Source organism: Pseudomonas sp. Au-Pse12, assembly GCF_021341665.1.
Taxonomy (GTDB): domain Bacteria; phylum Pseudomonadota; class Gammaproteobacteria; order Pseudomonadales; family Pseudomonadaceae; genus Aquipseudomonas.
This window is the reverse complement of sequence record NZ_JAJTTH010000002.1, coordinates 200828-221148: the sequence shown is the minus strand read 5'-3', so window position 1 is coordinate 221148 and position 20321 is coordinate 200828. Positions and strand designations below refer to the sequence as shown.

The window sequence follows — 20321 nt, the reverse complement described above, 5'->3', positions numbered from 1 at the left end:
ACTTTTTTCCAACAACAAGCAATCACTGGAGGCCGCTCATGGCTAAAGAAATTCTCTGTGCATTTGGTGTCGATGTGGACGCGGTGGCCGGCTGGCTCGGCTCTTACGGCGGCGAGGATTCGCCGGACGACATCTCCCGCGGCCTGTTCGCAGGGGAAGTCGGCGCGCCGCGCCTGCTCAAGCTGTTCGAGCGCTATGGCCTGCGCACCACCTGGTTCATCCCCGGGCATTCCATGGAAACCTTTCCCGAGCAGATGAAGGCCGTGGCTGATGCCGGCCACGAGATCGGCGTGCACGGCTACAGCCACGAGAACCCCATCGCCATGACTGCCGAGCAGGAGGAGATCGTGCTCGACAAGTCCATCGAGCTGATCACCCGGGTCACCGGCAAGCGCCCCACCGGCTACGTCGCGCCCTGGTGGGAATTCAGCAAGGTGACCAACGAGCTGCTGCTGAAAAAGGGCATCAAGTATGACCACAGCCTGATGCACAACGACTTCCACCCCTACTACGTGCGGGTCGGCGACAGCTGGACCAAGATCGACTACAGCCAGCACCCCGACACCTGGATGAAACCCCTGGTGCGCGGCCAGGAAACCGACCTGGTGGAGATCCCGGCCAACTGGTACCTGGACGACCTGCCGCCGATGATGTTCATCAAGAAAGCGCCCAACAGCCACGGCTTCGTCAACCCGCGACACCTGGAAGAAATGTGGCGCGACCAGTTCGACTGGGTCTACCGCGAGCATGAACACGCGGTGTTCACCATGACCATCCACCCCGACGTCTCCGGCCGCCCGCAAGTGCTGTTGATGCTCGAACGCCTGATCGAACACATCCAGAGCCACGCCGGCGTGCGTTTCGTCACCTTCGACGAGATCGCCGACGACTTTATCCGCCGCCACCCCCGCAACCGCTGATCCGGCTACTTCATCGAGGCGTGATTGATGTCTATCTATAACAAGCTCGACCTGACTGGCTGGAAACCCCAGCAGCTGACCCCGACCCAAGTGCGCTTCGCCACCTGGATCGCCTTCTTCGCCTGGGTCTTCGCGGTGTATGACTTCATTCTGTTTGGCACCCTGCTGCCGGAGATCGGCCGGCACTTCGGCTGGGGCGAGGTCGAGCAGGCCGAGATCGCCACCTGGGTAGCGGTGGGCACCGCGGTGGTGGCCCTGGCCATCGGGCCGCTGGTGGACAAGCTGGGGCGGCGCATGGGCATCATTTTCACCGTCAGCGGCTCGGCCATCTGTTCGGCGCTGACCGCCATCGGCGGTGCCTGGGGCAAGTCGCCGCTGATCCTGATCCGCTCCCTGGGCGGCCTGGGTTACGCCGAGGAAACGGTGAACGCCACCTACCTCAGTGAGCTGTACGCGGCTTCCGACGATCCGAAGCTGGCCAAGCGCCGGGGCTTCATCTACAGCCTGGTGCAGGGCGGCTGGCCGGTGGGGGCGCTGATCGCCGCCGGGCTGACCGCGGTGCTGCTGCCGATCATCGGCTGGCAGGGCTGCTTCATCTTTGCCGCGATCCCGGCCATCGTCATCGCGGTGATGGCGCGCAAGCTCAAGGAGAGCCCGCAGTTCCAGATCCACCAGCGCATCAGCCAGTTGCGCAAAAGCGGTTCGGTCAGCGAGGCCCAGGCCGTGGCGCTGACTTACGGCGTGGACTACGACGAGCACAGCAAGGCCGGGCTGGCCGCGGCCTTCCGTGGCCCGGCGCGGCGCGCGACCCTGGTGATCGGTGCGGCGATCCTGCTCAACTGGGCGGCGATCCAGGTGTTCAGCGTACTGGGCACGTCGGTGATCGTCAGCGTGCACCACATCTCCTTCGAGAACTCGCTGATCATCCTGGTGCTGTCCAACCTGGTGGGCTATTGCGGCTACCTGAGCCACGGCTGGATGGGCGACAAGATCGGCCGGCGCAACGTCATCGGCCTGGGCTGGATGCTCGGTGGCCTGTCGTTCGCCGGCATGCTCTACGGCCCGAGCAACCTGCCGATGGTGGTGGGGCTCTACAGCCTGGGGCTGTTCTTCCTGATCGGCCCGTACTCGGCGGCGCTGTTCTTCATCAGTGAAAGCTTCCCCACCAGCATCCGCGCCACCGGCGGCGCGATCATCCACGCCATGGGCCCGATCGGCGCAGTGGTGGCGGGCTTCGGCGCGACCCAGGTGCTGTCCGCCGGTGGCGACTGGCAGACCTCGGCGCTGTATTTCGGCGCGCTGCCTTGCTTTCTCTCCGGTGCGCTGATGTTCGCCGCGCGCCATGTACGTCCTGAAACCGTTCAATAAGGAAACTGATCCATGACTCGACAAGTCGCCTTGATCACCGGTGCCGCCAGCGGCATCGGCCAGGCCCTGGCCGTGGCCTATGCACGGGCCGGCGTGGCGGTGGTGGGCGGGTATTTCCCCGCCGACCCCCATGACCCGCAAGCCACCCGCGACCTCGTGGCCGAGGCGGGCGGGCAATGCCTGATGCGGCCCCTGGACGTTACCGACAGCGCCTCGGTGGACGCCCTGGCAGAACAGGCGGTGGCGCACTTTGGCCGCCTCGATTACGCGGTGGCCAATGCCGGCCTGCTGCGCCGTGCGCCGCTGCTGGACATGACCGACCAAGCCTGGAACGCCATGCTCGATGTCGACCTGACCGGGGTCATGCGCACCTTCCGCGCGGCGGTGAAACACATGGGCGAGGGCGGTGCGCTGGTGGCGATTTCGTCGATTGCCGGCGGCGTCTATGGCTGGCAGGACCACGCCCACTACGCCGCGGCCAAGGCCGGGGTGCCGGGCTTGTGCCGCTCACTGGCAGTGGAGCTGGCGGCCAAGGGCATTCGCTGCAACGCGGTGATCCCGGGGCTGATCGAGACTCCGCAGTCCCTCGACAGCCAGAACTCCCTGGGCCCGGAAGGGCTGGCCAAGGCGGCCCGGGCGATTCCCCTGGGGCGCGTCGGGCGAGCCGATGAAGTGGCGTCGCTGGTGCGTTTTCTCACCAGCGACGAGTCCAGCTACCTGACCGGGCAGAGCATCGTCATCGATGGCGGCCTGACGGTGCGCTGGCCGGATTGAAGATATTCGCCAGCCAGCCGGCTCCTGCACGCTGATTCACCGCGTTCGCGGGCGCTGGCTGGCCGGCGAACCGCTGGTTATTTCAGGAGACAACCTCATGCAACACCTGCACAACCGCCGCGCCGTGATCACTGGTGCCGGCAGCGGCATCGGCGCCGCTATCGCTCGCGCTTATGCCGTCGCCGGCGCTCGCCTGCTGCTGGCCGACCGCGACCCCGCGCGTCTGGCCGAGAGCGCCCAAGCCTGCCGCGAACTGGGCGCCGAAGTCGTCGAATGCGTGGCCGATGTCGGCAGCGTCGAAGGCGCCCAGGCCGGGGTCGATGCCTGCGTCGAGCATTTCGGCGGCATCGATATCCTGGTCAACAACGCCGGCATGCTGACCCAGGCGCGTTGCGTCGACCTCTCCATCGAGATGTGGAACGACATGCTGCGCGTCGACCTGACCAGCGTCTTCATCGCCAGCCAGCGGGCCTTGCCCCACATGCTGGCGCAGCGCTGGGGGCGGATCATCAACGTTGCCTCGCAGCTGGGGATCAAGGGCGGCGCCGAGCTGACCCACTACGCCGCGGCCAAGGCCGGGGTCATCGGCTTCACCAAGTCCCTGGCTTTGGAAGTGGCCAAGGACAACGTGCTGGTCAACGCCATCGCCCCGGGGCCGATCGAGACGCCGCTGGTGGCCGGCATCAGCAGTGCCTGGAAAACCGCCAAGGCCGCCGAACTGCCCCTGGGGCGTTTCGGCCTCGCCGATGAAGTGGCGCCCACCGCGGTGCTGCTGGCCAGCGAGCCGGGGGGCAACCTGTTCGTCGGCCAGACCCTGGGCCCGAACTCCGGCGACGTCATGCCATGAAGGAGGGTTGAACATGTGCGGGTTATGCGGGCTGCTGGGCGAAGACGTGCACTGGAGCGATCCGCTGGGGGATGAACTGCCCCGGCGCCGCGAGCGCTTGCGCAGGATCGCCGCGATCAACCGGGTACTGGCGCCGTTGCGGCTCAAGGTCGAGGACTTCCAGGGCTCGGCCTACTTGCTGCTCGGGGCCACTGGCCGCCAGGAGCTGGCCAGCGGCCTGGAGCAACTATGGAGCCTGGCCGAATCCATGCTGGGCCGGCCCCTGGACCCTCTCGACCCTGTGCTTCTCAAACACCTGGAGCAACAGCCATGAGCATGCCCCTGAACGTCATCACCGGGTTTCTCGGCAGCGGCAAGACCACCTTGCTCAATCGCCTGTTGCAGGACCAGAGCCTGGGCGACACGGCGTTGCTGATCAACGAGTTCGGCGATATCGGCATCGACCACCTGCTGGTGCAGGAGGTGGCGCCGGATACCGTGTTGCTGCCCAGCGGCTGTGTCTGCTGTTCGATCCGCGGCGAGTTGAAAGAGGCCTTGCTCGGGCTCCTGGCGCGGCGCAGCCGGGGCGAGGTCCCGGCTTTTCGCCGGGTGCTGCTGGAAACCACCGGGCTGGCCGACCCGGCCCCGATCCTGGCCACGGTGAACAACGACCCGCAGTTGCGTGGGCGGGTGCACATCGGCTTGCTGGTGACCCTGGTGGATGCCAGCCACGCGGCGTTGCAGGAGCGCCTGCATCCGGAGTGGCTGGCCCAGGTGGCGGCCGCGGACCGCTTGTTGCTGAGCAAGACCGACTGTGTCGACGAGGCGACACAGGCCGCCTTGCGTGAGCGTCTGCAACGGCTCAACCCTGGGGCGCCGCTGTTGCTGACCCGGCAGATCCAGAGCGGTGACCAGCTGTTGCTGGGTGAAGGCCTGCGCGGGGCGACGGCCGAGCGGGAAGTGGCGCGCTGGCAGTTGCAGCGTCCGTTGACGGTCGCTCCTGCGTCCCATGGCGCGGCGCAAGTGTGCAGCCTGGAGTTCGAGCAACCGCTGGATTGGGTGGGCTTCGGGGTCTGGTTGTCGATGCTGCTAAGATGCCACGGCGAACGAATTCTGCGGGTGAAAGGATTGCTCAACATCAACGCCAGCCAGGCCCCCATCGTCATTCATGGCGTGCAGCATTGCCTGCATGCTCCCGTGCACCTGCCGCGCTGGCCCAGTGCCGATCATCGCTCGCGGCTGGTGTTTATCCTGCGCGGGCTTGAGCCCGAGCAGCTGCGCCATTCCTTCGAAGTGTTCGCCCGCAGCTTCGCCCCGGTCGCCGGGGAGAGTGTCTGATGGCCGCAACGCAACCGGTCACCCTGCGGGTACTGGGCACCTCGGTGACCCTGCTCGAATCCCTGCGGCTGCGCGCCGAGCAGGACCTGGGCATTCGCCTGGTGTATCAGGTGCACGACGTGGAACAGGCCCAGCGCATCGCGGTGATGCAGCCGGACAGCTACGACCTCTACGACCAGTGGTTTCACAACGTCGATTTCGTCTGGCCGGCCCAGGCGATCCAGCCTATCGATACCCGGCGCATTGCCCTGTGGCACGAGATCAACGACCTGCCCAAGCGCGGACGCTTGTCGCCCAGTGATCGCCTGGGCAGTGGCAGCGTGCCCAGCGAACGGCTCTACGTGCAGCACGACGGCAGCCTGGGCAGCACGGTCAGCGAGCGCATCAGCATGCTGCCGCTGACCCACAACGCCGACAGTTTTGCCTACCGCCCGGAGCGCCTGCCGGCCGGGTTCAGCAGCGCCAATGAAAGCTGGGGCTGGCTGCTGGAGCCGGCCTGGAGCGGGCGCATCGCCTTGCAGAGCGACGCCGCGATCGGTGCCCTGGATGCCGCCCTGGCGGTGCAGGGCTGTGGCCTGGAATCGTTCAAGGACATCGGCAACCTGAGCATTGAGGAGATCGACCGGCTGGCGCAGATCCTGGTACGCAAGCAGCGCGAAGGGCATTTCGCCGCGTTCTGGTCGGACGACGAAGAAGCCGCGCAACTGATGCTCAGCCCGCGCATCGATATCCAGAGCCTGTGGTCGCCGACCCTGATGCGCCTGCACCGCGCCGGGGTCAAATACCGTCTGGCGGTGCCGCGCGAGGGCTACCGCGCCTGGTTCGGCGGCCTGTCGTTGTCGCGCCATGCCCAGGGCGCGGTGCTGGACGCGGCCTACGCCTATCTCAACTGGTGGCTCTCGGGCTGGCCCGGAGCGGTGATGGCGCGCCAGGGCTACTACATCGGCAACCCGGCGCGTACCCGTGATCACCTGAGCAGCGCCGAGTGGGATTACTGGTACGCCGGCAAGCCGGCCCGGGAAGAGTTGCCGGGCAGCGATGGCGCGCCGCTGATCGAGATCGGCGAGACTCGCGACGGCGGTTCCTACCAGCAGCGCATGGGGCACATCGCCGTGTGGAACTCGGTGATGGACGAACACAACTACCTGGTGCGGCGCTGGGGCGATTTCCTGCGTGCGGGCCGGGTGGCGGGCCGCGGCAAAGGCTGAGGGCTAGAGCCCCAGGCGCGCCAGCTGGCGCAGGTCGGCGATCACCGCCGGGTTGCCGCCTTCGAGTACATCCAGGCGCATCTGCGCGATCAGCGATTTCAGCAGCTCGGTCTGGCTCATCCGGGTGGCTCGCAGCAGGCGCGCGAGGTCCTCGGCCACATAGTGATTGACCTTCAGCGACAGGCGTTTCATGGCCTGCGCGGCAGGCACCTGGCGGGCCTCGGCCTGTTCCGCCAGGTACGCGGCGAAGCCTTCATGCACCTGCTCCAGGCCCGGCCCGGCGGGGGCGCTGAAGTAGTAGCTGAGGAACAGTTTGCGCATCTGTACGCCGGCGTCTTCGGCCACCGAGTGCATCGCGGCATCCAGCACGTCGAGGTAGACCGCCGGCAGCCGCGCCTCGATGGAGGTCAATGACTGCTTGCGGGCTTCCTTGATCGCCGGCGTCGACTGGGGCGGGATGGCCACCACCGTGGCGCACAGGTCGCAGACCCCCACCAGGACCTCCCGGGCCTGGCCGTTGCCGTCGCTGAAAGGGACGTCGCGGCGGGTGTAGGTGATGCCCACGACCTGTTGGCAATGTTCGCAAAGCGCCTTGCCCCGGTCGCCCTGCAGATAGAGTTTCATGGGTTGCCCTCATCGGTGAACGCTGATGAACCACACATCTGGCTCGATAACGTAGAACTTGATGTACCAGCCCGCCTTCTTCAGCACATGGACGGTAAGGTCCGGGACGCTGTGGTGGGCACTGCAACGGTGGTCGGTGCCCTTGCAGGCGCCGATGACTTCGATCAGTTGGCCGGCCGAGACCTCGCCAGTGGCCAGCAGGTTCTTGACCTCGATCGAACCGCGCGCGGCATGCAGGTAGTTGCCGCTTTGTAGTGCATTGATCAGGTCCCGCCTGACCTTCCTGAAGCTTCTGTCCATGATGCTTACCGGTTTGTACGATACTTGTCGTACGTAATCAATGAGAAGTCGACTGAAAGCGCCCAAAGGCATTTCAGCGGTTTTCAGGGGGGCGTCGATCTTAGCCCGGCAGGCGCGGGCAGGAGGGCTTGGCTAAAGGCTTGCAATACATCCGTGATGGCCAACGGCTGGCTTGCTGCGGTGCGTCCGATGCGCCGCAGCCAGGTGCCGTCAGAAGAAGCGGGTCACGCTGATCTTGGCGTTACGCCCCAGGCTGGAGGCGTTCTCGCCGCTCAGCGGTGGGCGATAGTCACGGTTGAACATGTTGTCCAGGGTGAAGTTGACTTCAGTGCCCTTGAGGTAGGCCTGCTGGGGTTTCCAGTTGGCGAACAGGCCGTGCACGTTGTAGCGGTCGTTCTTGTACTGATCCCAGTAGGAGTCGCCCAGGGCGCTGGCCGGGCCGCCCGAATAGCTGTCGCTGGGTACCCGGTCGGTCTGGCGCACCCACTGCCCCTGCCAGCCCACTTGCGCATCCCACTGCGGAATCTTCACCCCCAGGGTCGCCACCCACTTGCGTGGCGGAATGTCCCGGGCCCAGACGTTGGGCCCCCAGGGGTTGGTGTAGGCCCCTTCATGCTTGCCGGTGATCCACGAGTAGGACAGCGAGCCGAACAGGTAGGTCGAGTCGTAGAAGCTTTCCACCTCGAAGCCCTTGATGGTCAGGTCGCCAATGTTGCGATAGACCCCGATGGTCGGCTGGTTGCACACCTGGCCGATGCTCTTGCCGCTGCTGAGTTGCTCGGGGCAGCCGATCCCGAGGTTCTTCATGATTTCGTCCTTGATGGTGTTGTGGAACAGCGTGGTGCGGACCTGCACCCGGTCGGCCTGGCTGAACACATCGGCGAAGCTGGTGATGTTACCGGCACGCAACGCGGTGATGCGTTCCGGGTCGAGGTCGCGGCTGGTGGCGGAGCGGGTGGAGGCGGCTGACTGGACCTCGTACTGCTCGTCGATCACCGGTGCGCGCCAGGTCTTGCTGTAGTCGGCGAACAGGGCGAATTGCGGGGTTAGCGCCCAGAACGCCGACAGCCGAGGCGACCAGCCGGTGTAGGTCTTGTCCCCGTAGTCGTGGCCCGCTACCGGATCGGGGCTGTTGTAGATCGGCGCGTCGTTCTTCTCCCCGCGGTTGCGCACATGGTCGTAGCGCAGGGACGGGGTCAGGGTGAAGTTGCCGAGGGTCATGGCGTCCTGGATATAGAAGGCGTTGTTGTCGACCTTGCCGTGGGGCATGAAGCCCGGCTGGTAGTGGCCGTAGTTGTATTTGGGCACTTCATAGGTCTTGCCCGGCATCCACATGTCGACTTCGCGGGTGTGCTTGCGGATCTGGATGCCATTGGTCAGCGCATGATCCAGCGGTCCGGTGCTGAAGCGGCTGGTGTTTTTCAGGGCAAGGATCTTGTCGTTGTAGCCCACGGTGATCTTGCGGCCACCGGATGCCGGCTGGAAGTAGGCGTTCGGCCCGCGTTCGTCGGTCTGGTCGGTGGTGGAGTCGGAGTACTTGGCCTCGAAGTCGATCCACGGATTGTCCACGGGGGTGTACTGGTACTTGGTGATCCAGGTGGTGTCGATGGTATTGCGCTGGGCCAGGAAGCGGCGGGTGGCGCCGTCATAACCGTACTTGTTGATGTCGCTCCGGCTCGGCGGCGTCGGGTAGCTCTTGGCCGAGAAGGGCGCCCAGATGTCGCTGTTGGAGCGCATGTAGCTGAAGCCCAGGCGATGCTCGTCGGTCAGTTGCATGTTCAGCTTGAACAGCTTGCCCTGCATGTCCTGGGCAGTGTTGGGCAGGCGCTTGGGGTTGATCGGATAGGCATTCTTCGGGTCGGGCTGGGCGCTGGCGATCTTCATGTCGTCGCCGTCGCGCAGGGTCCAGTAGGCCAGGGCATCGAAGCGGTGGTCATCGGTGCGGCCGTACACCGCGCCGGTGTAGGCCTGTTCATGGCTGTTGCTGCTGTAGCCGTACTTGAGCATGGCGCCGCCGTTGCGGTCGTCCTGCAACAGGTCCGGGGCGTCCTTGGTTTCCATGTGCACGGTGCCGCCGAAACCGCCGTTGCCGGTCTCGGGGGAGTGCGGGCCCTTTTCCACTTCGATGCGCTTGATCAGCTCCGGTTCGATGAACACTGAGCCCTGCTGGTAGCGTTCGAAGCCGCTCTTGGTGGCGCCGTCGACGCTCATCGGTACGTCTTCGGCGTCCCCCAGGCCCCAGATATTGATGGTCTGGCCGCCGGGTTTCAGCGAGCCGCCCAGGCTCACGCCGGGCAGGGTGTCGATCAGGCTGACCACGTTGGTGGCCTGGTGGCGGTCGATTTCCGCCTGGTTCAGGGTTGAACGGCCGACACTCGACGCGTCCACCTCGGTGCCGTTGCCGATCACGCTCATGGCGCCCAGCTGCAAGGCCGAGTCGCTGCTGACGTTGCTTTCGGCGGGGCGCACGATGTAGGTGTTGTCGACCTTCATCAGGTTGAACCGGCCATCGCGCAGCAGCGTGCGGATCGCCTCTTCCGGGCTGTATTCGCCCTGCAGGGCCGGCGCCTTGGCGTTGCGCAGCAGTTGCTCATCGAACAGCAGCTGGATCTTCGCCTGTTGGGCGATCTGGCTCAGGGACGCAGCCAGAGGCTGCGCCGGCAGCTGGAAATGCAGCGGCCCGGCATAGGCTTGCAGGCTGAATGCCAGGCAAGCGGCGAGCAGGGTCGGGCGGGTACGGACTAACGGAACAGGCAAGAACGCGCGAAACATGACTTCCCCCAGAGCGGCTTAAAGGCCAAAAAGGCGCTGCGGACAGATCGCAGACGGGAGGAAGACGGGGCAGTGAAAAAAAACCTCATATGCGAATGCAAAATATTCTCATATAAGAGGTTCAGCGCGCTTCGAGCTTCAGCTGGCCGTTGGCCAGGGGCACGCTTCTGACCGGAATCAGCGCTGGCAGGGCCTTGATCAGGGCATCTGGGTCGTTGACGTCGAGGTTGCCCGAGACCTTGTAGTTGCCCAGGGAACCCTCGGCCAGTTGCACGGGTTGGCGCCGATACAGGTTCAACTCATCCACTAGGCTGGCCAGGTCGCGGTTGCGAAAGGCCAGGTGTCCGCTGCGCCAGTCCGCCACGGCATCGCTGTCCAGGGTCTGCTGGCGCAGGGTGCCTTTTTGCAGGTCATAGGTGGCTTGCTGGCGGGCGCCGAGCAGGGTCAGATCGCCGGGCCGGCCGTCCGGGCTGAAGGCCACCTGGCCGTGGGCGACACTGACCACCAGTTGGCGCTGGCCACGACGCACGTCGAAGGCGGTGCCCACCACGCGCACCTTGGCCGCGCCGCTGTGCACCCACAGCGGGCGCTCCTTGTCGGCGGCGACTTCCAGGTACAGCTGGCCCTGTTGCAGGTAGATGTCGCGCTGCTGGGCGCTGAAATCGACGTTCACCTGGGTATTGGCGTTGACGTACAGGGTGCTGCCATCGGGCAACTTGAAGGCCCGGGCACCCTTTTCCTGGGCGGCCACCTGTTGCTTGTAGGACGCCTGGGGCGTACCCAGGTTGAGCGCCAGTACTGCGCACAGCACGGCCGCGGCGGTCGCCAGGGCCGGGCGCCAGTGGCTGCGCTTGGGCCGCGGCAGGGGGATCGGTCGGCTCAGTTGCTGCAGTTGCGCCAGGTCGACCCACAGCTCTTCGAACTCGGCATAGGCCCGGGCGTGGGCCGGGTGGCTGATCCAGGCGTCGAAGGCCTTGCGCGTGGCGCGGTCCGGGTCGTTGCGGTTGCGGGCGAACCAACTGGCGGCCTGGGCATCGATCTGCTCGCTGTCGAGGTCGCTGTGGGTGCCGGAAAAGCGGGTCATTCAGGCTGCTCCTTGCCATTTTCTCGTTGTAGGTGCTGCTTGCAGTGCAGCAGGGCAAAGGCGATGTGTTTCTCCACCATGCTCACGGAAATGCCCATGCGCTCGGCGATCTGCGCCTGGCTCAGCCCTTCGAAGCGGTGCAGCATAAGGGCTTCGCGGCGGCGCGGCGAGAGTTGCGCAAGGACTTCTTTCAACTGTTCCAGGCGTTGCAGGCGCTGGGCCGCGGGCAGGGGCTCGTGCTGTTCATCGGCCAAGGGTTCGTGGCCCGGGCTTTCCTCGTGGTGCGTTTGCTGATGGACCCGGGAGCGCACCTGCTGGCGCCGCCAATGATCACGCAGCAGGTTGCGTGCCATCTGGAACAGGAAGGCCCGCGGCTGTTCGACCTGGGCTCGGCCACGGTAATCGAGCCATTGGGTGAACACGTCCTGGGTCATGTCCGCCGCGTCGCTGGCGTTGTCCGTGTGTTTGCGCAGGAAATGCAGGATGTCCGCATAGAACCCGCGGACAGAGTCCACCGACGGGGAGTCGGGCTTGGAGCGAGACATGGATATCCTTCTTGACGACGCGGTGAGCACAAGGTCGCGAATGATATCGAGAATTATTACTATTTGTCACTTTGACGAAATGATAGCCGTCCGCCCGCTACTCGCACAAAACCCATCTCTTGGGAGCTGGCTTGCCAGCGAAAGGGGCCTTGAGGGCGGTGCCAGGCTTGGGGGCCTCTTCGCCGGCAAGCCGGTTCCTGCGGGGTGGCAGCGTGCAGGCGCGGGCTTGCCCGTGACAGCCACCCCGCAAAGGCTCAGATCACGAAGAACCCGTGGGTGCCATCCCGGCCCAACTGCGCCACCAGGCCAAACTCCCAGTCCAGGTAGCCCTGCATGGCCTCTTTCGGGTTGTCGGTGCCTTCATACGGGCGCCGGTAACGGTCGATCCGTGGTGAGGCCAGCTGCTGGCGGCTTTCCTCGACGGGTAGGCCGGCGTCGATCCAGGCCGCGGTGCCGCCGCTGAGGAGGAACACCGGGCGCTGGGTCAGGGCCTGCAACTGGGGCACCACGAAGCGCGCCAGCAAGCTGCTGCCGCAGGTCAGGACATAACGTTCCGGCTGGGGCAACTGGGCCAGGGATTCCTGCAACTGGCTGGGCAGCACCCACCAGGCCCCGGGGATGTGGCGCTGCACGTAGTTGGCGCTGGCGGTGAAGTCCAGCACCAGGGTGCTGGGTTGCTCCAGCCAGGTGGCCAGGGTTCGTGGGCTGATTTCTTCGGCTGGCGCGGTGTCCGGCAGCGGCGCCTGCCAGGGCCCGCGCACGCTGAAGTCGCTGGGACGCAGGCCGTCGAGCACCGCCACTTGCCAACCCATCTGGGCCAGCCAGGAGGCGCTCATGTTGGCGCGTACGCCATCGTCGTCCACCAGCACCAGGCGGGCACCGCGCACGCTGGCGAAGTGATCGGTTTCCTGCACCAGCTGGCCACCGGGGGTAGAGCGGGCACCGGGCAGGTGGTCGGCGGCGAATTCTTCCGGGGTGCGCACATCGAACAGGTAGCTGGTGCGCCGGGCATCGGCTTGCCAGCGCCGCCACTGGGCCAGGTCGATGCGCGCCACATCGGCCCGGTCCGCGACCGCCCGTGCCGCCGTTTGCGCCTGGGCCCGCTGGTCTTCGTCGACCGGCCGGAAGCGCCGGTTCTGGCCGTGCTCGAGTTTCTGTCCGGCCAGGGTCCAGCCGATGGTGCCGTTGCGCAGGGCCGCCACCGGGTTGGGGATGCCGGCGTTCACCAGGGACTGGGTGCCGATGATGCTGCGGGTGCGCCCGGCGCAATTGACCACCACCCGGGTGCGTGGGTCGGGGGCCAGCTCGCGTACCCGCAGCACCAGCTCGGCGCCGGGCACGCTGGTGCTGCCGGGGATGCTCATGGTCTGGTACTCGTCGAAGCGCCGGGCATCGAGCACCACCAGGTCGGCCTGCTGGTCGAGCAGTGCCTGGAGTTCCTCGGCGGCCAGGGACGGGGTACGGCGCTCGGCTTCCACCAGTTCGCCAAAGGCCTTGCTCGGCACGTTGACGTCCTTGAACAGCTCGCCACCGGCGGTGCGCCATCCATCCAGGCCGCCTTCGAGCAGGGCGACATCGCTGTAGCCCAGTTGCCTCAGGCGGGTCGCGGCGCGCTGGGCCAGCCCTTCGCCCTGGTCATAAAGGGTGATCGGGGTGTCGCGTCGGGGAATGCGCGCGTAGGCCTCCAGCTCCAGTTTCGACAGCGCAATATTGGCCGCGAACAGCGGGTGGGCTTCGGCGAAAGGCGCCTCTTCACGCACGTCGATCAGTGCCAGTTCCTGGCGGTCGAGCAGGGCCTGACGGATCTGCGCCGGGCTGCGGGTAGGGAAATCGGTCATTGCGGGGGCTCCTTCGACAAGTCCCAGAGGTTAGGCAGCAAGCGGTTGGAATAACCGGAGATAAAGGGCTTCTCGTGACCTTCGGGGGTGTACACGGCCCGGCGTACCGCGCCGATGTTGGCGCCGTACACGTGGATGCTGATGGACACCCGGTCGGCGTAGGCATTGCTCACTTGATGGATGTCGCCAATGCGTGGCGACACTGCTTCCACCTGCCCCGGCACCAGGCGCACCGCTGCGCCGGCCGGTTGCAGGCGCCCGTCGGCCAGGCGCTCGAAACCCTGGCTGTCTTCGGCGCCGCGGAGCATGCCGATCAGGCCCCAGACCCGGTGATCGTGGATCGGCGTGCGCTGCCCCGGGCCCCAGACGAAGCTGACGATGGAGAAGCGCTGGCGCGAGTCGGCATGCAGCAGCCATTGCTGATAGTGCTGCGGGTCGGGCTGGGCGAACTCATCGGGCAGCCAGTCGTCCTGGCTCACCAGGCGCTGCAGCAGGTCGGCGCCTTGCTCCAGTATCCGGGCCTCATCGGGATGGCCGTCCAGCAGCTCGGCGAGGGCGGCGATGAAGTCCCGCAGGCGGGCGAAGTTGGGGGTATCGATAGCGACTGTTGCGGCGTTGTGGGGCATGGGCTCCCTCCGTGGACACAAGGCAAAGGACGCGAACTACACGGGCGAGCTAAAAGGTATTATTCTTATCGAACATTTTTCCAGTCATTTATTATGCGAAAAAAGAATGAAGATAGATGATCTGAACGCGTTCGTGGCGGTGATCCGCTGCCAGACCATCAGCCAGGCGGCCGATGCCCTGCAGTTGACCCAGCCAGCCATCACCCGCCGGGTGCAGAATTTCGAGGAAGCCCTGGGGGTGGAGTTGCTGGACCGCAACACCAAGCCGCTCAAGCCCACCAGCATGGGCTTGCGGGTTTACGGCCAGTGCCTGGAAGTGCTGCGCAGCATCGATGCCCTGAACGAGTTGGTGGCCAGTGACGGCGCCCCCAGCGGCGCCCTGCGCATCGGCGTGCCGCAGACCATCGGCGATGTGGTGCTGTTGGATGCCCTGAGCCAGCTCAAGAGCCTCTATCCGCAGTTGCAGACCTCGGTGGCCACTGGCTGGGGCAGCCACCTGTTGAGCAAGGTCGAGAACGGTGAGCTGGACGTGGTGGCCGCGCTGTTTCCCGCCGGCAAAGTGTTCCCCGAAGGGGTGGTGGGGCGTTCCCTGGGCAGCATGAGTCTGGTGGTGGTGGCGGCCAAGGGCGAGGTGCGCAAACGCTCGTGCAAGCTGGCCGACTGTTACCAGCGCGGCTGGGTGCTGAACCCCGACGGCTGTGGTTTTCGCGCCGGCCTGCAACGGGCCTTGAGCGCCCAGGGCCTGTCATTGCAGATCAACCTGGAAACCTTCGGCACCGAGCTGCAATTGGGGTTGATCGCCAATGGCCTGGGCTACGGTCTGGTGCCGCTGCCGCTGCTGGAAAACAGCAGCCATCGGGACAAGCTGGAGATCGTCCCGGTCAGCGACTTCAAGCCGGTGATCGACCTGTGGCTGATCCACCCGCGCTTTCTCGGCAACCTGCAGGAGCCGGTGAGCATGTTTGGCGAAATGGTCGCCGCCCGCGTCGGCAAATCCGCCCAGTAGGCGCTGGCTTGCCAGCGCAAAGCTTGAGGCCCTGCTCGCCGGCAAGCCGCCTCCAACAGGTTTAAATTAATCATTGATTTGCATGTCTTGAATGTCTGTAAATGCATTCTTTGTATATTAAGTTAGAACCAAAACGAATTTCACGGACGTTTTTTATGTAGTTAGCATGGGGCTCGAACGCGCTGAAATAGGGATGTTGAAATGCCTGCGCAAGCCCCGCTCTCCTTGTATGCCCGCTGGACCGAGCGCCCCGGAGTGAAGTTCCTGGGCAATCTGTCGCTGCGCCTGATCAGCCCGCTGTTGCTGCTGTTGCTCTGGGAACTGGCGTCGCGCAGCGGGCTGCTGCCGGCGCGGATCATCGCCGCCCCCAGCACCATCGGCGGCACCCTGTGGCAGATGCTCGGCAGCGGCGAGCTGGGCGGGCACCTGTGGGTATCCCTCAAGCGCGCCCTCGGCGGCCTGGCCATCGGCGTCAGCCTGGGCACGCTCCTGGCCCTGGTGGCGGGGCTGTCGCGGCGCGGCGAGATCGCCATCGACTCGCCGATGCAGATGCTGCGCACCCTGCCGTTCCTGGCCATCGTGCCGCTGTTCATTCTCTGGTTCGGCGTGGGCGAGACGCCAAAGATCGCGCTGATTGCCCTGGGCACCACCTTTCCCATCTACCTCACGCTGTTTTCCGGCATTCGCGGCCTCGACCCCAAGCTGCTGGAGGCGGCGACCCTGCTCGGCCTCAAGCGCTGGGAACTGATCGTCCACGTGATTTTGCCCGGGGCCTTGCCGGCGTTCTTCGTCGGCCTGCGCTACGCCTTTGGCATCAGTTGGCTGGGGCTGGTGGTGGTGGAGCAGATCAACGCCAGCGCCGGCATTGGCTACCTGGTCAACGACGCCCGGGACTTCATGCGCACCGACGTGATCGTCATCTGCCTCCTGGTCTACAGCGTGCTCGGCCTGGGCATCGACGGGCTGGTGCGCGGCCTCGAACGTTGCGCCCTGGCCTGGCGCCCGACCTTTATCAGGAACTGACCCATGACTGTGTTGTTGCCCCAGCCGGGCCCCGTGCGCGCCGCCGTCGAATGCCGCGCGGTGACCCGACGTTTCGCCGGGCAGGCGGTGCTCGACGGCCTGGACCTGAACATCGCATCGGGGGAGTTCGTCGCCCTGCTGGGCAGCAGCGGTTCGGGCAAGACCACCTTGCTCCGGGCCCTGTCCGGGCTGGAACCCATCGATGAGGGCCAGTTGCAGGTGCCCTCAGCCATGGCCGTGGTGTTCCAGGAGCCACGGCTGATGCCCTGGAAGCGCGTGTGGCGCAACGTTGCCCTGGGCGTGCGCGGGGCTGGGGTCCGTGAGCGGGCCGAGGCGGCGCTGGCCGAGGTCGGGCTGGCCCATCGATTGGGCGCCTGGCCCGGCACCCTGTCCGGCGGCGAGGCCCAGCGCGTGGCCCTGGCCCGGGCCCTGGTGCGCGAGCCGCAGCTGTTGCTGCTGGATGAACCGTTCGCTGCCCTCGACGCCCTGACCCGGATCCGCATGCATCAACTGATCATCCGCCTGTGGCGGGCGCACACCCCGGCGGTGCTGCTGGTGACCCACGATGTCGACGAGGCGCTGCTGCTGGCCGACCGGGTGCTGGTGCTGGCCAACGGGCAAATCGCCGAGCAATTACCGATCCGCCTGCCGCGTCCGCGCCAGGCCTCCACCCCGGGGTTCCAGGCACTGCGCGCGCGGCTGCTGCAACTGCTGGGCGTGGAAACCGAGGCCGAACCGGCAGTCAACATCTCCCACCCCTTGAGCAGGACTGCCAGCCGATGAGCCTTTCCAGCGTGCAACCGTCTTCGTCCGTGTCCCGTCGCGTCCCTGATCCGGACTCCAGCGAGTTCGCCGACCTGCTGCAGCAACTGAGCGAGGAGTTCGCCGCCAGCGCGGCCCATTACGATCGCCACAGCGAGTTTCCCCACGCCAACCTGCAGCGCCTGCACCAGCATGGCCTGCTGGCCCTGACCGTGCCCCGGGCCCTGGGCGGCAGCGAGGCGACCCTGGCCCAGGCGCGGCGGGTGATCGGCGCCGTGGCCCAGGGCGAACCTTCCACCGCGCTGGTGCTGGTGATGCAGTACCTGCAGCACACGCGCCTGCAACAGAACAGCGCCTGGCCCCTGCACCTGCGCCAGCGCGTGGCGCGCGAGGCGGTGCAAGAGGGCGCCCTGATCAATGCGCTGCGGGTCGAGCCGGACCTCGGCACCCCGGCCCGGGGCGGCTTGCCGGCCACCCTGGCGCGCCGGGTCGAGGGCGGTTGGCGGCTCAGCGGGCGCAAGATCTACTCCACCGGCATTCCCGGGCTGACCTGGCTGGCGGTCTGGGCCCGCAGCGACGATGCCGAGCCGCAGGTCGGCACCTGGCTGGTGCACCGCGACAGCCCCGGTATCCGCGTCGAGGAAACCTGGGACCACCTGGGCATGCGCGCCACCGGCAGCCACGACGTGATCTTCGACGACGTGTTCGTACCCCTGGAGCACGCGGTGGACATTCAGCCGACCAACGTTCCGCGCCCCTCGGAACTGGACAGCAAGGGTGTGCTCTGGCTGGCGGTGCTGCTGTCGGCGATCTACGACGGCGTGGCCCGCGCCGCCCGTGACTGGCTGCTGGGCTGGCTGGCCCAGCGCGCCCCGGCCAACCTCGGCGCGCCGCTGTCGAGCCTGCCGCGCTTCCAGGAGCTGATCGGGCGCATCGACGCCTTGCTGTTGAACAACCGGGTGCTGCTCGATGCCGCCGCCGAAGGGCGGATCGCCCCGGGCGAGGCGACCCAGATCAAGTACCTGGTGACCAGCAACGCCATCAGCGCCGTGGAGCTGGGCATCGAAGCCATTGGCAACCCCGGGCTGGCCCGGGGCAACCCCATCGAACGGCATTACCGCGATGTGCTGTGCAGCCGCATCCACACCCCGCAGAACGACGCGATCCTCGGCGCCGTGGGCCGTGCCGCCTTTGCCTTGCCCAGCCGTGGAGCCCAGGTGTGACGTGCATTGCCAGCCAGTTGGATGAAGCCTTCAACCAGCAACTGCGGCAGTGGTTGCCGGGCATCGACGTCCTGAGCCTGCCCCGGGGCTTGCCCCGCGCGCTGCCGGGGGATGTGCAAGTGCTGCTGGCCGCGCCCCATGCCGATTTTCGCGACGCGCCAGAGCCGCCCGCGGGCTGGCCCTTCGGCTTGGGGTTCGTGCAACTGGTGACCTCGGGCCTGGATTACTTCCCCCGTTGGCTGTTCCAGGATCTGCCGGTGGCCAGCGCCCGGGGCAGCACCGCCGAGAGCATTGCCGAGTTTGCCCTGGCGGCGATCTTCGCCGCCGCCAAGCAATTGCCGAAGGTGTGGATCGAGCGCGCCGAACACTGGCAGCCACGGCCGCTGGCCTCGGTGGCCGGCAGCACCCTGGGGGTGTTCGGCTTTGGCAGCATCGCCCGCGAACTGGCGCCCAAGGCCCAGGCCCTGGGCATGCAAGTGCTGGCCCTGCGCCGTTCGGCGCAGCCTTTCGAGGTGCCTGGGGTCGAACCGGTGGCCGACCTGCACCAGCTGTTTGCCCGGGCCGATCACCTGCTGCTGGCGGTGCCCCTGACCGAGCAGACCCGGCGGATCATCGACGCCGATGTCCTGGCGTCGGCCAAGCCGGGGCTGCACCTGATCAATATCGCCCGCGGCGCGCTGATCGATCAGCCAGCGCTGTTGCAGGCCCTGGACAGTGAGCGCATCGCCCTGGCCAGCCTGGACGTCGCCGACCCCGAGCCGCTGCCCGCGGGCCACGCTTTTTATCGCCACCCGCGGATTCGCCTGTCGCCCCACACCTCGGCCAATTCGCCGCGGGTCTACCTGAATATCGCCCGCTTGCTGGGGCGCAATCTGCAGCGCTGGAGTGATGGTTTACCCCTGGAAAACCCGGTGGAGATCCAGCGTGGCTACTAACACACGGTTCCAGCCTTGGCCTGCAGCGCTTCGTGTAGCCGCTGCCGCAGGCTGCGCACGGCTCCGCAGGAGACGCAGGGGGCTTGAGGTCGCTGAAGGTTCGGCGGGCGATTGCCAAGCAAGGCCCTGCGGGCCTTTGCGCAGCCTCGCAGGCTCGGCAGCGGCTACAGGGCCCATGTCGGGCCGGGATAGGTGTAGCCGTTGCCGCAGGCTGCGAACGGCCCGAAGGGACGCGAGGTTCTCAAGGTTGCTGCAGGTTTGGCGGGAGATCGCCAAGCAAGGTCCTGCGGGCCTTTGCGCGCAGGGTATCGATGACCACTTCAAGGAGAGCGGACATGACCGCACATTTTCGTCCCGCGGTGTATGACTTGCCCCGCGATGGCCATACGGTCTTTCGCTGGGAGCACCCGCCCCAGCAGGCCACGGTCGAGCTGGAACGCCGGCAGCGCAAGCAAAGCCTGGCCGCGGCCTTCCGGGTGTTCGCCCGGCTGGGCTTCGACATGGGCGGCGCCGGGCATATCACCGTGCGCGACCCGGGGCGCCCGGAGCATTTCTGGGTCAACCCGGTGGGGGTGTATTTCGGCCATGTGCGGGTGTCGGACCTGCTGCTGGTCGATCCCGAAGGCGCGGTGATCGAGGGCGAGGGGGCGCTGAACCTCGCCGCGTTCGCCATTCATGCCGCCTTGCACCAAGCCCACCCCGAAGTGGTGGCCGCCGCCCATGCCCATTCGTTGCACGGCAAGGCCTGGTCGAGCCTGGGCCGCCTGCTGGACCCGCTGACCCAGGACGCCTGCGCCTTTTACGAGAAGCACGGGCTGTTCGACAACTTCTCCGGGGTGGTGCTGGAGGCCAGCGAAGGCGCGCGGATCGCCGCCGCGCTGCAGGGGCACAAGGCGCTGATCCTGCAGAACCATGGCCTGCTGACCGTGGGCGAAACCGTCGAGGCGGCGGTGTGGCGCTTCATCGCCATGGACAACGCCGCCCAGGCCCAGCTGCTGGCGGAAGCCGCCGGCACCCCGCGACTCATCCCCCACGAGGTGGCGCGCCACACCGCGCGCCAGGTCGGCACCGAGTTCGGCGGCTGGTTCAGCTTCCAGCCTTACCGCGAGCGGATCGTGCGCGAAGAACCGGACTTTCTCGATTAAGGAC

At 66.5% G+C, this 20321-nt stretch carries 20 protein-coding genes; 13 read left to right on the top strand and 7 right to left on the bottom strand.

Going from position 1 to position 20321, the window contains the following annotated elements; all coding sequences use genetic code 11:
* Nucleotides 1–38: 38 nt before the first annotated feature.
* The 7 genes from LXM55_RS05575 (at nucleotide 39) to LXM55_RS05545 (ending at nucleotide 6434) form a co-directional block, all read left to right on the top strand.
* Nucleotides 39–920 (top strand): polysaccharide deacetylase family protein, encoded by an 882-nt coding sequence (locus LXM55_RS05575; RefSeq protein WP_060837914.1) that lies wholly within the window; start codon nucleotides 39–41, stop codon nucleotides 918–920.
* Between the two features lie 27 nt (nucleotides 921–947).
* Complete coding sequence (locus LXM55_RS05570; RefSeq protein ID WP_233319413.1) at nucleotides 948–2288, top strand: MFS transporter; 1341 nt, start codon at nucleotides 948–950, stop codon at nucleotides 2286–2288.
* A 12-nt stretch (nucleotides 2289–2300) separates the two neighbouring features.
* Nucleotides 2301–3062, top strand: a complete 762-nt coding sequence (locus tag LXM55_RS05565) for an SDR family NAD(P)-dependent oxidoreductase (protein WP_233319412.1) — start codon at nucleotides 2301–2303, stop codon at nucleotides 3060–3062.
* A 97-nt stretch (nucleotides 3063–3159) separates the two neighbouring features.
* Nucleotides 3160–3909, top strand: coding sequence for an SDR family NAD(P)-dependent oxidoreductase (locus LXM55_RS05560; RefSeq protein WP_233319410.1), 750 nt, complete (start codon nucleotides 3160–3162; stop codon nucleotides 3907–3909).
* Between the two features lie 13 nt (nucleotides 3910–3922).
* Nucleotides 3923–4222: a hypothetical protein gene (locus LXM55_RS05555; protein WP_103739597.1), complete on the top strand. Its 300-nt coding sequence runs from the start codon at nucleotides 3923–3925 to the stop codon at nucleotides 4220–4222.
* Nucleotides 4219–5226: a CobW family GTP-binding protein gene (locus tag LXM55_RS05550; protein ID WP_233319408.1), complete on the top strand. Its 1008-nt coding sequence runs from the start codon at nucleotides 4219–4221 to the stop codon at nucleotides 5224–5226. The genes LXM55_RS05555 and LXM55_RS05550 overlap by 4 nt, the downstream gene beginning before the upstream one ends.
* On the top strand, nucleotides 5226–6434 hold the full coding sequence (locus LXM55_RS05545; RefSeq protein WP_233319405.1) for an ABC transporter substrate-binding protein: 1209 nt from the start codon (nucleotides 5226–5228) through the stop codon (nucleotides 6432–6434). Before LXM55_RS05550 ends, LXM55_RS05545 begins: the two co-directional genes overlap by 1 nt.
* Nucleotides 6435–6437: 3 nt before the next feature.
* Here the strand turns inward: LXM55_RS05545 and LXM55_RS05540 are convergent, their stop codons facing one another.
* The 7 genes from LXM55_RS05540 to LXM55_RS05510 all read right to left on the bottom strand — a co-directional run bounded on the left by LXM55_RS05540 (nucleotide 6438) and on the right by LXM55_RS05510 (nucleotide 14223).
* Nucleotides 6438–7058 carry a hypothetical protein gene (locus LXM55_RS05540; protein WP_233319403.1) on the bottom strand — a complete coding sequence of 207 codons (621 nt, stop codon included), beginning with the start codon at nucleotides 7056–7058 and terminating at the stop codon, nucleotides 6438–6440.
* Nucleotides 7059–7067: 9 nt separating this feature from the next.
* Complete coding sequence (locus LXM55_RS05535; RefSeq protein ID WP_233319402.1) at nucleotides 7068–7358, bottom strand: hypothetical protein; 291 nt, start codon at nucleotides 7356–7358, stop codon at nucleotides 7068–7070.
* 210 nt (nucleotides 7359–7568) lie between these two features.
* Nucleotides 7569–10130 carry a TonB-dependent receptor gene (locus LXM55_RS05530; protein ID WP_233319400.1) on the bottom strand — a complete coding sequence of 854 codons (2562 nt, stop codon included), beginning with the start codon at nucleotides 10128–10130 and terminating at the stop codon, nucleotides 7569–7571.
* 121 nt (nucleotides 10131–10251) lie between these two features.
* Complete coding sequence (locus LXM55_RS05525) at nucleotides 10252–11214, bottom strand: FecR family protein (protein WP_233319398.1); 963 nt, start codon at nucleotides 11212–11214, stop codon at nucleotides 10252–10254.
* Nucleotides 11211–11759, bottom strand: coding sequence for an RNA polymerase sigma factor (locus tag LXM55_RS05520; protein ID WP_233319396.1), 549 nt, complete (start codon nucleotides 11757–11759; stop codon nucleotides 11211–11213). The genes LXM55_RS05525 and LXM55_RS05520 overlap by 4 nt, the downstream gene beginning before the upstream one ends.
* A 254-nt stretch (nucleotides 11760–12013) precedes the next feature.
* Nucleotides 12014–13597, bottom strand: a complete 1584-nt coding sequence (locus LXM55_RS05515) for a rhodanese-related sulfurtransferase (protein ID WP_233319394.1) — start codon at nucleotides 13595–13597, stop codon at nucleotides 12014–12016.
* Complete coding sequence (locus LXM55_RS05510) at nucleotides 13594–14223, bottom strand: cysteine dioxygenase (RefSeq protein ID WP_233319393.1); 630 nt, start codon at nucleotides 14221–14223, stop codon at nucleotides 13594–13596. The genes LXM55_RS05515 and LXM55_RS05510 overlap by 4 nt, the downstream gene beginning before the upstream one ends.
* A gap of 106 nt (nucleotides 14224–14329) precedes the next feature.
* Here LXM55_RS05510 and LXM55_RS05505 point away from each other — a divergent pair, with 106 nt between their 5' ends.
* The 6 genes from LXM55_RS05505 (at nucleotide 14330) to LXM55_RS05480 (ending at nucleotide 20317) form a co-directional block, all read left to right on the top strand.
* Nucleotides 14330–15229: a LysR family transcriptional regulator gene (locus tag LXM55_RS05505; RefSeq protein WP_233319391.1), complete on the top strand. Its 900-nt coding sequence runs from the start codon at nucleotides 14330–14332 to the stop codon at nucleotides 15227–15229.
* 201 nt (nucleotides 15230–15430) lie between these two features.
* A complete protein-coding gene (locus tag LXM55_RS05500) occupies nucleotides 15431–16252 on the top strand; it encodes an ABC transporter permease (protein ID WP_233319389.1) in 822 nt (273 codons plus the stop codon).
* Between the two features lie 3 nt (nucleotides 16253–16255).
* Complete coding sequence (locus LXM55_RS05495; RefSeq protein ID WP_233319387.1) at nucleotides 16256–17035, top strand: ABC transporter ATP-binding protein; 780 nt, start codon at nucleotides 16256–16258, stop codon at nucleotides 17033–17035.
* Nucleotides 17032–18237, top strand: a complete 1206-nt coding sequence (locus LXM55_RS05490; RefSeq protein WP_233319386.1) for an acyl-CoA dehydrogenase family protein — start codon at nucleotides 17032–17034, stop codon at nucleotides 18235–18237. Before LXM55_RS05495 ends, LXM55_RS05490 begins: the two co-directional genes overlap by 4 nt.
* Nucleotides 18234–19172: a D-isomer specific 2-hydroxyacid dehydrogenase family protein gene (locus LXM55_RS05485; protein WP_233319385.1), complete on the top strand. Its 939-nt coding sequence runs from the start codon at nucleotides 18234–18236 to the stop codon at nucleotides 19170–19172. Before LXM55_RS05490 ends, LXM55_RS05485 begins: the two co-directional genes overlap by 4 nt.
* Before the next feature lie 335 nt (nucleotides 19173–19507).
* Nucleotides 19508–20317: a class II aldolase/adducin family protein gene (locus LXM55_RS05480; protein WP_233319383.1), complete on the top strand. Its 810-nt coding sequence runs from the start codon at nucleotides 19508–19510 to the stop codon at nucleotides 20315–20317.
* Nucleotides 20318–20321 lie beyond the last annotated feature (4 nt).

Bases quoted from the DNA above. Each gene is read 5' to 3' on its own strand.
- LXM55_RS05550 (WP_233319408.1), top strand. From the start codon at position 4,219: ATGAGCATGCCCCTGAACGTCATCACCGGGTTTCTCGGCAGCGGCAAG.
- LXM55_RS05495 (WP_233319387.1), top strand. From the start codon at position 16,256: ATGACTGTGTTGTTGCCCCAGCCGGGCCCCGTGCGCGCCGCCGTCGAA.
- LXM55_RS05575 (WP_060837914.1), top strand. From the start codon at position 39: ATGGCTAAAGAAATTCTCTGTGCATTTGGTGTCGATGTGGACGCGGTG.
- LXM55_RS05555 (WP_103739597.1), top strand. From the start codon at position 3,923: ATGTGCGGGTTATGCGGGCTGCTGGGCGAAGACGTGCACTGGAGCGAT.
- LXM55_RS05525 (WP_233319398.1), bottom strand. From the start codon at position 11,214: ATGACCCGCTTTTCCGGCACCCACAGCGACCTCGACAGCGAGCAGATC.
- LXM55_RS05535 (WP_233319402.1), bottom strand. From the start codon at position 7,358: ATGGACAGAAGCTTCAGGAAGGTCAGGCGGGACCTGATCAATGCACTA.
- LXM55_RS05530 (WP_233319400.1), bottom strand. From the start codon at position 10,130: ATGTTTCGCGCGTTCTTGCCTGTTCCGTTAGTCCGTACCCGCCCGACC.
- LXM55_RS05540 (WP_233319403.1), bottom strand. From the start codon at position 7,058: ATGAAACTCTATCTGCAGGGCGACCGGGGCAAGGCGCTTTGCGAACAT.
- LXM55_RS05570 (WP_233319413.1), top strand. From the start codon at position 948: ATGTCTATCTATAACAAGCTCGACCTGACTGGCTGGAAACCCCAGCAG.
- LXM55_RS05480 (WP_233319383.1), top strand. From the start codon at position 19,508: ATGACCGCACATTTTCGTCCCGCGGTGTATGACTTGCCCCGCGATGGC.
- LXM55_RS05500 (WP_233319389.1), top strand. From the start codon at position 15,431: ATGCCTGCGCAAGCCCCGCTCTCCTTGTATGCCCGCTGGACCGAGCGC.
- LXM55_RS05510 (WP_233319393.1), bottom strand. From the start codon at position 14,223: ATGCCCCACAACGCCGCAACAGTCGCTATCGATACCCCCAACTTCGCC.
- LXM55_RS05515 (WP_233319394.1), bottom strand. From the start codon at position 13,597: ATGACCGATTTCCCTACCCGCAGCCCGGCGCAGATCCGTCAGGCCCTG.
- LXM55_RS05490 (WP_233319386.1), top strand. From the start codon at position 17,032: ATGAGCCTTTCCAGCGTGCAACCGTCTTCGTCCGTGTCCCGTCGCGTC.
- LXM55_RS05520 (WP_233319396.1), bottom strand. From the start codon at position 11,759: ATGTCTCGCTCCAAGCCCGACTCCCCGTCGGTGGACTCTGTCCGCGGG.
- LXM55_RS05560 (WP_233319410.1), top strand. From the start codon at position 3,160: ATGCAACACCTGCACAACCGCCGCGCCGTGATCACTGGTGCCGGCAGC.
- LXM55_RS05505 (WP_233319391.1), top strand. From the start codon at position 14,330: ATGAAGATAGATGATCTGAACGCGTTCGTGGCGGTGATCCGCTGCCAG.
- LXM55_RS05565 (WP_233319412.1), top strand. From the start codon at position 2,301: ATGACTCGACAAGTCGCCTTGATCACCGGTGCCGCCAGCGGCATCGGC.
- LXM55_RS05545 (WP_233319405.1), top strand. From the start codon at position 5,226: ATGGCCGCAACGCAACCGGTCACCCTGCGGGTACTGGGCACCTCGGTG.